13 protein-coding genes are annotated in these 13399 nt (G+C 65.7%); 10 read left to right on the top strand and 3 right to left on the bottom strand.

Going from position 1 to position 13399, the window contains the following annotated elements; all coding sequences use genetic code 11:
* Positions 1-6 precede the first annotated feature (6 nt).
* A complete protein-coding gene (locus EPN80_RS15750; RefSeq protein WP_293029271.1) occupies positions 7-777 on the bottom strand; it encodes an enoyl-CoA hydratase/isomerase family protein in 771 nt (256 codons plus the stop codon).
* Entirely contained in the window at positions 774-1949 is a 1176-nt protein-coding gene (locus tag EPN80_RS15745; protein WP_293029268.1) for a CoA transferase, read from the bottom strand. The genes EPN80_RS15750 and EPN80_RS15745 overlap by 4 nt, the downstream gene beginning before the upstream one ends.
* A gap of 156 nt (positions 1950-2105) precedes the next feature.
* On the opposite strand from EPN80_RS15745, the gene tcuC reads away from it, so the two are divergent.
* Positions 2106-3404: a tricarballylate/proton symporter TcuC gene (tcuC, locus tag EPN80_RS15740; protein WP_293029266.1), complete on the top strand. Its 1299-nt coding sequence runs from the start codon at positions 2106-2108 to the stop codon at positions 3402-3404.
* A gap of 77 nt (positions 3405-3481) precedes the next feature.
* Positions 3482-4231 (top strand): IclR family transcriptional regulator, encoded by a 750-nt coding sequence (locus EPN80_RS15735; protein ID WP_293029263.1) that lies wholly within the window; start codon positions 3482-3484, stop codon positions 4229-4231.
* Between the two features lie 26 nt (positions 4232-4257).
* Here EPN80_RS15735 and EPN80_RS15730 read toward each other — a convergent pair whose 3' ends face one another.
* The gene (locus EPN80_RS15730) at positions 4258-5484 is read right to left on the bottom strand and encodes an MFS transporter (RefSeq protein ID WP_293029261.1); all 1227 of its coding nucleotides are present in this window, start codon (positions 5482-5484) and stop codon (positions 4258-4260) included.
* Between the two features lie 640 nt (positions 5485-6124).
* Between EPN80_RS15730 and EPN80_RS15725 the strand changes: the two genes are divergently transcribed.
* From EPN80_RS15725 to EPN80_RS15690, 8 genes are all read left to right on the top strand, one after another.
* The gene (locus EPN80_RS15725) at positions 6125-6304 is read left to right on the top strand and encodes a Flp family type IVb pilin (RefSeq protein WP_293029389.1); all 180 of its coding nucleotides are present in this window, start codon (positions 6125-6127) and stop codon (positions 6302-6304) included.
* Positions 6305-6397: 93 nt separating this feature from the next.
* Entirely contained in the window at positions 6398-6895 is a 498-nt protein-coding gene (locus tag EPN80_RS15720) for a prepilin peptidase (protein ID WP_293029258.1), read from the top strand.
* Between the two features lie 22 nt (positions 6896-6917).
* Entirely contained in the window at positions 6918-7901 is a 984-nt protein-coding gene (gene cpaB, locus EPN80_RS15715) for a Flp pilus assembly protein CpaB (RefSeq protein ID WP_293029256.1), read from the top strand.
* Between the two features lie 64 nt (positions 7902-7965).
* Entirely contained in the window at positions 7966-9372 is a 1407-nt protein-coding gene (locus EPN80_RS15710) for a type II and III secretion system protein family protein (RefSeq protein ID WP_293029253.1), read from the top strand.
* A gap of 21 nt (positions 9373-9393) precedes the next feature.
* Positions 9394-9786 carry a CpaD family pilus assembly lipoprotein gene (locus tag EPN80_RS15705; protein WP_293029251.1) on the top strand — a complete coding sequence of 131 codons (393 nt, stop codon included), beginning with the start codon at positions 9394-9396 and terminating at the stop codon, positions 9784-9786.
* 16 nt (positions 9787-9802) lie between these two features.
* On the top strand, positions 9803-11029 hold the full coding sequence (locus tag EPN80_RS15700; protein WP_293029248.1) for an AAA family ATPase: 1227 nt from the start codon (positions 9803-9805) through the stop codon (positions 11027-11029).
* Positions 11029-12423: a CpaF family protein gene (locus EPN80_RS15695; RefSeq protein ID WP_293029246.1), complete on the top strand. Its 1395-nt coding sequence runs from the start codon at positions 11029-11031 to the stop codon at positions 12421-12423. The genes EPN80_RS15700 and EPN80_RS15695 overlap by 1 nt, the downstream gene beginning before the upstream one ends.
* Positions 12420-13397, top strand: coding sequence for a type II secretion system F family protein (locus tag EPN80_RS15690; protein ID WP_293029243.1), 978 nt, complete (start codon positions 12420-12422; stop codon positions 13395-13397). Before EPN80_RS15695 ends, EPN80_RS15690 begins: the two co-directional genes overlap by 4 nt.
* Positions 13398-13399 lie beyond the last annotated feature (2 nt).

Below are 13399 nucleotides of genomic sequence, written 5' to 3'. Positions count from 1 at the left end.
TGCGATCTAGGAACGTTGGGTCGGGGCCGAAGCCGTGCCCGCCTGGCCTGCGCCGGCCGGATGGCGATAGGCGTCGATGCGCTGCTTGAGTCCAGGCACGGCGGCCGAGCGCACCAGCGCAGCGAGTTCGGCATCGGCCTGGGCGAGTTCGGGCGCGCGCAGCACGGCGAGCAACTGCGCGCGGCTCGCCGCCGGTAACGCCGTGGCGCGGGCCACCGCCTCGGCCCGCACTTGCCCGAACTGCTCGGGCGCCGCCACCTGCTCGATAAAGCCGTTACGCAATGCGCGTTCGACGTCGAATGTCGCCGAGGTCTCCAGCAGCCGCTGGGCTTCGCGCACACCGACGATGCGCGCCAGACGGGCGGAGCCCAGCACCAGCCCGAACTGCAGGCCCGGCATCCGGAACGTCGTGCCGGGTGCGGCCACGCGCAAATTGCAGGCAGCAATCAGATCGACGCCCGCGCCAAAATTGCGGCCGTGCGCCAGCGCAATGGTGTGAAACGGCGCGCCGGCCACGCGCTGCAGCAATTGCTCGATACGCACGAAACGCAGCAGCAAATCCCCTTCGCTGTGCCGCTCGACCTCGCTCATATCGAATCCCGCACTGAAACAGCGTCCCTCACCCTGCAGCGTCACCGCCGCCACCTGGGCTGCCGCGGCTGCATCGAGCGCGTCGATCAGCGCCTCGACCATCTCGGCCGACAGCGCGTTGAGCTTGTCGGGCCGGTTCAGCGTGATCGACCAATGGGCCGTCTGCTTGTCGATCGCCAGGATCATGCTTCGTCCTCCGTCACGGGAGCGGCGGCAGGCGCGGCAAGGCCGCCAAGCAATGCCTCGTTGTGCTCGCCGAGTGCCGGCGGGCGCAGGCGAATGGCCGGCGTTTGGCCGGAAAAGCGGATCGGCGAGCCAAATGTCCTGGTCGCCACGCCATTGGGCAAAGTCAGCGGCTGCACCCAGCCCATATGCTCGACCTGCACATCGGCCAACACTTCGGAATAGGTATTGATCGGCGCGCATGGCACCCCGGCGGCACGAAACCGTTCAAGCCACAGCGCGGCATCGGCATCGGCGAAGATGTCTTCGAGCAGCGCGCGCAATTCGGCCTGGTGGCGCGCGCGCAGCGTAGTGCTGGCAAAGCGCGCGTCACCCGCCAGTTCGGGGCGCCCGATCACCTGGCATACCGCGCGCCACAGCGCATCATTGCCGGCAGCCATGCCGAAATACGTGTCGCGCGCCTTGAAGGCCTGGTAAGGCGCATTGCGCGGATGCGCCGAACCGAGCTTCGCCGGATCCTTGCCGGTGCCGAAATACTCCGAAGTCTGCAGCGCCGCGATGGCCAGTGTCGCGCCCAGCATCGGCACGTCGATATGCGTGCCCTGCCCGCTCCCGGCAACGCCACGCAAGGCCGAGACGACCGCGAACGCCGCATACAGCCCGGCGGAGAAATCCGCCAGCGGCACACCGCACTTGACCGGCGCGCCGCCCGGCTCGCCGGTCACGCTCATGATGCCGCTCATGGCCTGCACGGTCAGATCGAAGCCGCCTTCCTGCGCGCGCGGCCCGCTCTGGCCGTAGGCCGAAATCGAGCAGTACACGATGCGTGGATTGAGTGCCCGGGCGTCTTCATAACCCAGACCCAACCGGCTCATCACGCCCGGGCGATTGTTCTCGATGACCACGTCGGCCGAGCGAATCAGTTCGCGCGCCTGCGCGGCCTGCGCCGGCGCCTTCAGATCGAGCGTGACCGAGCGCTTGTTGCGATTGAGCGACGCGAAGTTTTCGCTGAAGCCATCGGAAATCGGCGGCCAGGCGCGCAGCGTATCGCCGCCCCCGGGGTGCTCGACCTTGATCACGTCGGCGCCCATATCGCCCAGTAGCATGCCGCAATAAGGTCCCGCTGCGACGTTACAGAACTCGATCACCCTAATGCCCTGTAGTGGTGCTTCCATCTCGATCCTCATCGGTTGATTTGATGACTGCCGCAATTGCCGCTTGACTCGTATTGTGCAACGGTGCCAGTATCCTGTAAACCAAAATATAAAACATTAATCCTAAATAATAGGATTCAATAAAATCATGCCTACAACCAGGAGATATCGACTGTGATGCAGACGCAACCAATCAGACAAGCCAGCGCCGGTGCCGTATTCCGTGTGGTCAGCGGGAATTTCCTTGAGATGTACGATTTCATGGTGTACGGGTTCTATGCTTCGGCGATCGCCAAGGCGATGTTTCCCGCGCACGACCCGTTCGTCTCCCTGATGCTGTCGCTGGCGACCTTCGGCATGGGATTCCTGATGCGCCCGCTCGGCGCCATCGTGCTTGGCTCCTACATGGACACGCACGGGCGGCGCGCCGGGCTGATCGTCACCCTGAGCCTGATGTCAATAGGCGTGCTGTTGATCGCGCTCACGCCCAGCTATGCCGCTATCGGCATCGCGGCGCCCGCGCTGGTGATCTTCGGCCGCCTGCTGCAGGGTTTTTCGGCAGGCGCCGAATCGGGCGGTGTTTCTGTCTATCTGTCGGAAATCGCGCCGCCGGGCCGGCGCGGCTTCTTTGTTTCGTGGCAGTCGGCCAGCCAGCAGATTTCAGTATTGTTGGCGGCCGTGCTGGGCGTGGCGCTGCGCTTTTCGCTGAGCGACGCGCAAATGCAGGCCTGGGGCTGGCGCATTCCGTTTCTGTTCGGCTGCGGGATCATTCCCGTACTGTTCTGGATTCGCCGCTCGGTGGAAGAATCGCACGTGTTCAAGGCGCAAAAGCGGCAAAGCGCCGGCGAATTGTTCCGCTCGCTCGGCGCCAACTGGAAGATCATCTTCTGGTCGATGCTGCTGGTCACCCTCACCAGCATCATGTTCTACCTGATCACCGCCTACACGCCCACCTTCGGCCGCGTCGAACTCGGCCTCAAGCCGATCGACACCTTCTGGGTCACGATCTGCGTGGCGCTGACCACGTTCACGATGATTCCGGTCATGGCCATCGTCTCCGACCGGGTCGGCCGCCGCCCCATGCTGATTGGCGCGTCGCTGGCGATCGCCGTGGCCGCGTATCCGATGATGCGCTGGCTGATCGGTGCTCCGTCGTTCGGCAACCTGCTGCTGGTGGAAGTGGCATTTGCCGTGCTGTACGCGACATATCAGGCATCACTGGTGGTCACGCTCACCGAGATCATCCCGGCCAATGTGCGCGGCACCGGTTTCTCGCTGGCCTACAGTCTGGCCCAGGCGATTTTCGGCGGCTTCACGCCGGCGATCTGCACGGCGCTGATCCACACCACCGGCAACAAGGCCATGCCGGGCGCCTGGCTGGCCGCCGGCGCGCTGCTCGCGCTGATCGCCACGCTGGTCGTGGTGCGCGGGGATGCTCCGGGCATGCGCAGGACGGCTGGCGCCGCGACGCCATAGCGCTTGGCGCGCATGGGCCATGCACTGGGAAAAGGTCTCTCGCATGATAGACTGCCGCACCCTCAGGACGCTTCCCCATGGACAAGACACTGCTCAAGGGGCTCATGGTGCTCGAAGCCGTCACCGACGTCGCGCACCAGCCCAGGACCATCGACGAATTGGCCGCGCGCGTCGGCCTCACGCGCAGCAACACGCACCGTACGCTGCAGACGCTGATGCATGCCGGCTACGTGGTCAAGGACGAGCAGTCCGGCGGCTATCGCGGCACCATTCGCCTGTTCGAGCTCGGCGCGCGGCAACTCGCGCAGCTCGATGTGCGCAAGGTCGCACTGCCCGCGATGCGCGCGCTGGCCGAACTGACCGGTGAAACGGTCCATCTATCGGTGCTCGACGGACTGGACGTGGTCTACGTCGAAAAAATCGACAGCGCGCAGCCGATCCGCGCCTACTCGATGGTCGGCGGACGCGGCCCCGCCTATGCGGTGGCCACCGGCAAGGCCTTGCTCGCCTACCAACCGGAAGGCTACCTCGAGCGCTATGCCGATCGGCTCGTGCGGCACACGCCGCAGACCATCACCGCACTGCCGGTCCTGCACGACGAATTGCGCAAGGTCGTGCGCCTGGGCTATTCGATCAATCGCGGCGAATGGCGTGACGGTGTGGGCGGCGTTGCCGCGACAGTCTTCAACGGCCTCGACCAGCCGATTGCCGCCCTTGGCATTTCCGGCCCGATCGAACGGCTCAGCCCGAAACATATGAAGGAATTCGCGCCGCACGTGCAGGCGCGCGCGCTGGAAATTTCGCGCGCGATGGGCTATCGCGGTTGACGGCCGGCGCAGGCGCTCCGAGAACGTTACACCGCCGCGGCCAGGGTTCGGCGCGGGCGCATCAGCCAGGCCAGCCCGGCGGTCACCGCCAGCGTAAAAACGTACAGGCCACCGGTGCCAAGCACGCGCATGCAGACTGCGGCGATGGCCGGACCGGCACTGCCGCCGAGCGAGAACGTCAGCAGCAAGGCGGCGCTGACGGCCACTCGCTTGCCGGGGTTGATCCGGTCGTTCACGTCCGACACGATCACGCCATACAGAGAGAAGATCAGCGCCACATAAACAAACAGCGTCGTGTCGACCACGACATGCGAGCGCGCCACCACCAGCACCGCGCTGGCAAGCGCGGTCATCAATGCCAACGTGCACAGAATGGTCCGGCGCTCGCTGAAATCCGACCAGCGCCCCACCGGCCACTGGGCCAGCAAGGCACCGATCAACGCGATCCCCATCGCCTGTGCGATCGCCGCGTTGCCATAGCCGATGCGCGTCAGATAAACCGGCGTCATCGCGTAGAACGCGCTCGAGAGCACGCCCGCGATGACACTGGCCGGCACGCAGCGAGGCGCGGCGTCCCACAATTCGCGCAGTCCGTCGAGCGCGCGCGCCTGGGCGCGTGCCGAAGGCAGCGGCGCCGGCAACGGACCCGCCCCCACATGCCCGGCAGGAATGCTCGATGTATTCACCGCCGGCGCCGCCGGCAATTCGGCCTGCGGCACGATCCAGCTTCCCAACAGCGCCGCCGGAATCACCGATCCCACCAGCAGGGCGGCCACCATCAGCCATTGCAGTGCACCGCCCGCCTGTGTCGTACCCAGCAGGAACTGCCCGGTGCTCACCCCCAGATAAGTGACCACCAGGTAGGCGCCAAAGGCCCGGCCGCGTTCGCTATTCCGAACGGCTGTATGGATGCTGCTCTCGAGCGAGGTAAAGATAAACACCATGCTCACGCCCGAGATCGTGCGCAGCAGCGCCCACGCCGCCGGGTCGTCGAATCGCGCGAAGCCCAGCGCGCTGAGCGTGCCGAGCGCGCCGAACGCAACGAACGCGCGGTGCTGCCCGACGTGCGTCACGAGCCGCCCGGCGAGCGGTGCGCCAAGAATAAAGCCGACGTAGTAGCACGACTGCACCAGCCCGACCGTCAGCGAGGTCCATTGACCGTGCAGCAGTTGCAATGACACAAGGGTGGTCAGCAGGCTATTGCCTGCGACAAGAATCGCATAGCCCAGCAACAGGCCGAACAGTGCGCGCACGCGAGGCTCCTAATGCGGACGAACTCGTTGTGCGCTCGCGCATCTTTCGCAGGCGGATCGTGATGGAGGTCGCGAATGCTTGGCGGGTGGGCCCGACAATCGATCGACATCACTCATCTTGCTGCCTGCCATCTGTTGCTCCCATGCATTGGCGCCCGGCGCCGGGGTGCGCGCCGCCACGGCGGCATGCACGATCCTGAGGTTTACCCTTGGCATCATACTCGGCCGCGGCCAAGGCGCAAACCCTTTAGCCTGCCGGCGCACGGCGTCGCCCAAACCTCCTCGCGACGGGCCCCGCATAAGCCGTAAATTGATCGTTGTTTTGACTTCATTTCGACCGATCGCGCAGTGATCGGCAGCGCTATTCTGCAATGGCTTGATGAACCCCTGTGAAAACCGCTTTGCAGCGTTTTTTGTAGGTGTTTATCGGTGTCTCTTGTAGGTGTTTTTTACCCCCTTGGCATGGCAGGGGTCTATCGAGCCGCTCGCTTTGCGTTTCGTCAAATTCATTCGCGAAACGATTAAAGAAACGCGTGGCGCTGCCGATGATGTTTATGGTGAGTTAGATAACCCTAATTCAGCCGATGCTAAACCGAGGCGAGATTCATTGCCCTACTTTGTCGATCGATTGGAGGTTTCCATGCTGCAATTCATCAAATCACTCTCCCATGACGAGCGCGGTGTCACTGCACTCGAATACGCGGTCCTCGCCGGCATCGTGGTGGTGGCCGTGGTCGCCGCCGGCGCGGTACTCAGCGGCACCGGCGGTTTGCCGGGCCTGTTCACCACGCTGATGACGAAGATCACCGCGGCGATGTGAAGCACGATGGCGAGCGAGCCGATCGCTCGCGTTTTTCGGGCGGGGCGCTGTCAACGGCGCCCCTTCCGACACTCATGACTTCAGGTGGTTGCCATGCTTTACCTGGTGCGACTGGTCGCTTGCCTGGCGCTCATTGCGCTGGCGCTGTTCGACCTGCGCGCGCGGCGCCTGCCCAACGGCGCGGTGCTCGCGGTGGCCGGCCTGTATATCGTATTCGCCTTGCTGTCGCACGCTGGCCGCACCGACCTGCCAAGGCATCTCGCGATGGGCGCCTTTGTCCTGGCGCTGTGCGCGCTGTTTTTCCGCTTCGGCTGGCTTGGCGGGGGTGATGCCAAGTTCGCGGCGGCCATCTTTCTGTGGGCGGGCCCGCTGCTGGCGGTCCCCGTCCTGTTGATCGTTTCCCTGTCGGGATTGATGCTTGGCCTGATGCTGCTGGCGATTCGCGCCTGCTATGGCGTCTCCGAAGCGCGCTTGCCAAGCCTGCTGCTGCCGCTTGCTCCGGCGCGCGGCGTGCCTTATGGCGTCGCGCTCGCGCTCGGCGGTCTCGCCGCCGTGTGGATGCCGCTGCTGCACCACGCGTCACCCGCTTAACCTTCTTCCTGCGATTGCCCTTATGTCGAGCTTTCTGAAAATTGCGGGATTGTTGATCGTCGCGGCCGCCGGCGCCTTCGTGCTGCGCGCGCTCTATATCGCCGCCTCGCACCCCGGACCGCCCAAGCCGGCGGCGATGGATCGCGTGCGCGTGGCCGCCGCCGATCTGCCTCAGGGCCTGTTGCTGCGCGACAGCGATCTGGCCTGGAAGCAGATACCCCATCGGGACGTGCCGCCCGGCGCGCTGATCGAGGCTCAGGCGCATGGCGAAGATCTCAAGGGCGCCGTGCTGCGCAATGCCACGCCGGCCGGCAAGCCGCTCGGCCTGGGCGACGTGATCACGCCGGACGCGCCGGGTTTCCTGGCCGCCGCCCTGAGCCCTGGCATGCGGGCAATTTCGGTTGCCGTCAACGACGTTTCCAGCAATGCCGGCCTGATCCAGCCCGGCGACTACGTCGATGTGCTGCTGACCCAGCAACTTGCCGGCCCCGATGGCAAAGGTGCGCCGCCCCAGCGGGCCGTCGAGGCCGAGACCGTGGTCAATCGGGTACGCGTGCTGGCGGTTGGCTCGGCGTTCCGGCGCCCGAAATCCGATGCCACCGAAGCCGTCTCCCATGCCGCCGAGCCGAATTCCAGCGCCCGTACCGTGACATTCGAGGTCACGCCGCGCAATGCGCAAGTGGTTGCCGTGGCGTCCCACCTCGGCACGCTGTCCCTGGCGCTGCGCAGCTTCGCCACGCGCGATCGCCAGCCGCTGCCCGCCCAGGCGCCGCCGCAGACGCCGCCGGTCTGGGCTGGCGACGTCTCTCGCGCGCTTGGCAGCGAAGAGGCGCCCGCCGGCCACGGCAGCGTCAGGCAGGCCCGCACAGCGCAGGTCATCGTGTATCGCGGCTCCACCACGTCGGACGCCGGCAATGCGCCCGCAACAGGCGGCGCGGGCAACACCGCGGCGGCCATTGCGGCCGCGCCGGGCCCGGCGCCGATGCCGCTGCCACTACCACATTGATCGCTCAGGTGCCGGCATGGAACCTCTACCGTTGCCGTCCGTTGGAATTGACAGGAAATTTGCTATGTCGTGCTTGTTAGGTTCGATTCGTCGCTGCGCAGGGCTGTGGGCCATCGCGGCAGGCATGGCGCTGTCGCCACTTGGCCAGGCAGCCACGCCAGCCGAGACAACATCGCCCGGCCAGGGCGCACCGACGCTCGCGATCGCGGCCGGCGGCGGCCAACTGCTGCGCTTGCCGGCACCGGCCAAGGCAGTGTTCGTGGCCGACCCGGCGGTGGCCGACGTCCACGTCCCGTCACCGCAAACCGTCTTCGTGCTCGGCAAGAAAGCCGGCACCACCACGCTGTATGCGCTGGGCGCCGACAACCGCACGATCCTGCACGAAACCATCGTGGTCAGTGCGGATACCGAATCGCTGCAACGCATGCTCGATGCGCGCTTTCCCAAAATGCAGGTGCGCGTGAGCGGCGCGCCGGGCTCGCTTGAAGTCTCCGGTCAGGTGCCCAGCGCCGCCGATGCCGACGCCGTGGTCCAGTCGCTCACGCCGTTCCTGCGCAACAAGGAGACGCTGGTCAATCGCCTCACGCTGGCCCAGCCGATCCAGGTTCACCTGCGCGTGCGCATTACCGAAGTGGACCGCAACGTCACGCAGCAGCTCGGCATCAACTGGAGCGCGCTGGGCAGCACCGGCAACTTCATCGGCGGTATTTTCAATGGCAGCGCCATCGGAGCGACCGGCGTCACCCAATTTCCCGGTGCGTCGACCTCGGGCGCTTTCTCGATCCTGGGTGGCTTTCACACCGCCCACACGAGTATCGACGGCATTCTCGACGCGCTCGACCAGGAAGGCCTGCTGACCATGCTGGCCGAGCCGAACCTGACCGCGATGTCGGGCCAGACCGCCAGCTTCCTGGCCGGCGGCGAGTTCCCGGTGCCCGTCGCGCAGGACAAGAGCGGCGCGATCACGGTTGAATTCAAGCCCTACGGCGTGTCGCTCGATTTCACGCCGACCGTGCTGGCCGATAACCGCATCAGCCTGAAAGTGCGTCCGGAGGTTAGCCAGATCGACCCGAACAACAGCATTACCACCGGCACGCTGAAAATTCCGGCGCTGACGGTGCGCCGGGTCGAGACCACGGTCGAGCTCTCGAGCGGACAGAGCTTCGCCATCGGCGGACTGCTGCAAAGCAACACCAGCGACGTCCTCTCGGAATTGCCCGGCCTGGGCAAGCTGCCGGTGCTTGGCAAGCTGTTCTCGTCGAAGGACTACCAGAACAACAAGTCCGAAGTGGTAGTGATCGTCACGCCCTACATCGTGCGGCCGACCGGCCCGGGCCGCTTGAGCCAGCCGATCGACAATGTCACGCGCCCGAGCAGCGACATCGAATATGTGCTGCAGCGCAGTGTCGGCATCGACCCGCTGGCCGGCGATAACCCGCGCCTGGCCGGCGCCGCCGGTTTTGTTTATTGACGTTATCTGGAGACTGAGCTCATGTCGCTTCGACTGCTTGCCGTGGCCTTGCTGCCGCTCACGCTGCTCGGCTGCATGTCGACGCACCCGCCGCTGGGCATGCCCGACGTGTCGGTGATCGGCTTTGACGGACAGCACGCGGTGCCGCCCGATTGCGCCAAGCTGGTACAGCCCTCGCATCTGGTCGATGCCGGCGTGGGCCGCCCGGGCATGGCCTTCGGCTGCGCCACCTACAGCAACCTTGCCGCCATGCTGGCGCGCCCGGCTGACCTGGTGGCCCCGCTGCCCTATGGCGGCACCGACGCGAACACGGCCGCCGCGGCGGTGCGCCGCTACCAGGAGGGCCGCGTCATGCCGTTGAACGCGACGTCGACCGTTTCCTCACCCGCCGCCTCGAGCGGCACCGGACATTGATAAAGCCGCCCCCCGTATGAACGCCGCCGACTTCCTTCGCCCAAAACGCAAACCCGATGTCCTGTCGGTCGACTTCATCGCGGTCATGGCCGACAAAGGCAGCACCGACGCCGTGCGCAGTCTGGTCGTCGACCAGGCAATGACCAGCGCGCACGTGCAAACCGGCTCGCTGGACGACACCATCGAGCTGCTGCAGGCCGCGCAGCGCTCCCCCCGCCTGCTGATGGTCGACGTCTCCGGCTCCGCGATGCCGCTGTCGGATCTCGCGCGCCTGGCCGAAGCGTGCGATCCGTCGGTCAACGTCATCGTGGTCGGCGACCGTAACGATGTCGGCCTGTTCCGCAGCCTGCTGGAAATCGGCGTACAGGACTATCTGGTCAAACCCCTGACCGTGCCGCTGCTGCAGCGCGCGCTCACGGCCAGCGATCCCAGCGCCAGAATGCGCACCGGAAAGGCGATCAGCTTCATCGGCGTGCGTGGCGGCGTCGGCGTGACCACCCTGGCGGTGTCGATGGCGCGCTACCTGGTCGAGCACACTCATCGCCGCATCGCTTATGTCGACCTGAATCTGTACGGCGGGGCTGCCAACGCCCTGCTCGGCATGACCAGCAACAACGGCCTGACCGATCTGCTGCGCGGCAATCAAGCGCTCGACGCGCCGCTGCTCGAGCGCGCCTTGACGAATCAGGGCAACCGTCTGTTCGTACTGTCGGCCGAACTCGACTACGGCACCGACATGCCGGTGCGGCCGGGCGCGGTCGGCGAAGTGCTGAGTTATCTCAAGCATCATTTCCATTACGTGTTGCTCGACCTGCCGGGTCGCTCGGGGCGCATCGTCGAGGAGGCACTCGACGCCTCCAAGCACGTTTATATCGTCGCCGAGCGTTCGGTGTACGCGGCGCGCGAGTGCGCGCGCCTGAGCCGCTTTATCGAGGATCGCGCGGGCGAGCCGACTGTCTCGCTGCTACTCAATCACCCCCAGGAGCCGGTGCCGGATCGCGTCCAGAGCAACGATTTCAAACGCGCGCTGGGCAGCGCCACGGTGTGCGACGTGCCCTATGCGCCCAAAGCCCTGGCCCGCGCGGAAAACCTCAGCGAACCGATCTCGCAGCGCCAGGGCAAGGCGTTCCTGGCCGCTATCGGGAAAATCGCCGACAACCTCACGGGCAGCGAAACGTCCGCCCAAGGCGAAGCTGCAACGCCGTGGTACAAACGGCTGGCCGGCCGGCGGAGGGCATCGTAATGTTCGGCCTGAAAAATACCCCGCCGGCATCCGCGGTGCTGGCCGGCTCGCCGGCGGCCGCGCCGGCCGCAAAAACGACAGTCGCCGGCGCCCCGGTGCCCAACCCCGTGCCGACGCCCAGCGGCCACGAAGCGCTGATTCGCTCCGACAAATTCAAGGCGATCCGCACCATCGTGTTCGCCTCGATGAATATGTCGGCCGCCTTGATGAAAACGCGCGACGAGGTTCGGGCCGGCATCGAGACGATCGCCGCCGAGGCGGCACTGCGCGAGCAGTTGAATGTCACCCCGAGCGAGCAGACGCTGATCATCGACGAGATCCTCAACGATATGTTCGGGGTCGGCCCGATCGAGCCGTTGCTGGCCGACGAGTCGGTGACCGATATCCTGGTCAACGGCCCCGACCAGGTGTATGCCGAGCGGCATGGCCGGCTCGAACTCACGCCGATGAAGTTTCGCGACAATGCGCACGTGATCAATGTCGCGCAGCGCATCGCCGCGGCGGTCGGCCGCCGCGTCGACGAAAGCAGCCCGATGGTCGATGCTCGCCTGGCCGACGGCAGCCGGGTCAACGTCGTGCTGCCGCCGATCGCGATTCGCGGCGCGTCGATCTCGATTCGTAAATTTTCCAAACGCAACATCACGCTCACGCGCATGGCGCAGCAGGGCAACCTGTCGGCGCCCATGACGCAGTTGCTGAAAATCGCCGGCGCCTGCCGCCTGAATATCGTCATCTCCGGCGGCACCGGCTCGGGCAAGACGACGTTGCTCAACGCACTGTCGCACCATATCGACGAACACGAGCGCATCGTGACCATCGAGGACGCCGCCGAACTCCAATTGCAACAGCCGCATGTGGTCAGCCTGGAGACGCGTCCGGAAAACAGCGAGGGGCTGGGCGGCGTCTCGCAACGCGATCTGGTGCGCAACGCGCTGCGGATGCGGCCTGACCGCATTATCCTCGGCGAGACGCGCGGCCCGGAGGCCTTCGACGTGCTGCAGGCGATGAACACCGGCCACGACGGGTCGATGACGACGATCCACGCCAACACGCCGCGCGACGCCGTCACCCGGCTCGAGAGCATGGTGATGATGGCCAACGGCAATCTGCCGCTGCTGTCGATCCGCCGCCAGATCGCCAGCGCGGTCCACCTGATCCTGCAGATCGAGCGCATGCGCGACGGCATGCGGCGCGTCACGCGCATCACCGAAGTCACCGGCATGGAGGGCGACGTGATCATCACCCAGGATCTGTTTGCCTTTCGCTACGATGCCAGCGCCTACCAGGAGGGCGTCAAGGGGGCCTTCGAGTCGTCGGCGCTGCGGCCCGCCTTCGCCGCGCGCGCCCAATACTATGGTCTCGAGGAAGCGCTGTTGGAGGCGATGCGCCCATGACCCCTGTCGATATCGTCACGGCCGCGGGCTTTTTCTCGATCGTGATCATCGGTCTGATCGTCTCGGCGCTGCGCGACATGCTGCGCCGCCGGCCCGGCCGCCGCGTGCAGGAACGCATGCGCGGCATGCGGCAGACGCTCATCGTCAACAAGCCGGCGCCCACGCCCGGCGTCGAAGTCGAACTGTTCGAGCGGCCCACCGAAAGCGGTGCGCTGAAGGCCTGGCTGCAGCGTCACGCGCAGCGCGTGCACACCGTCAGCGGCGCCGCCGGCATGCGCCTCATTTACCTGAGCGCTTTCGCCGGGCTGGTGCTGGCGGTGATCGTCGTGGCGTTGAGCTCGCCCCCGGGGTGGAGCCGGCCATTACTCTATCTTGGCGTGCCCCTGCTGGCGGTGCGCATGGCATACCGTTTCCTGATCGCGCGTTTTCGCAATCGTTTTCTGGCGGTGTTTCCCGATACCCTGGACCTGATCATCCGCGCGGTGCGCGCCGGCATTCCGGCGGTGCAGGCCATCAGCACGGCCGGCGACGAAACCGAAGAACCGGTGCGCTCGACCTTTCGCATTCTCGGCGACAGCCTGCGGCTGGGCGCCGAACTCAAGGATGTGCTCGACAAGGCGGTGGAGCGGGTGCAAATCGCCGATTTTTCCTTTTTTGCGGTATGCCTGCTGCTGCAGCGCGAGACCGGCGGCAATCTCGGCGAAACGCTGGAAAATCTCGCCAACATCATCCGCACGCGGCGCGATATCCGCATGAAGACCAAAGCGCTGACCGCCGAGGGCCGGATCGCCAGCAAGATCATTTCGGCAGTGCCGTTCGCCATCGTGGGCCTGCTTTACCTGATCGACCGCCCCTATATCTCGTTGCTGTTCGAAAAGCCGTTGGGCCACCACATCCTGGAATTGGCGAGTGTGCTGATGGCGGTCGGGCTAGCGATGATCAACAAGATCGCCAAGCTGGATACATCGCGATGACC

Origin of the sequence: Pandoraea sp. (genome assembly GCF_004297875.1) — a bacterium.
Taxonomy (GTDB): Bacteria; Pseudomonadota; Gammaproteobacteria; order Burkholderiales; family Burkholderiaceae; genus Pandoraea.
The sequence above is the reverse complement of the archived record's forward strand: the minus strand, read 5'-3'. Positions and strand labels throughout refer to the sequence as shown.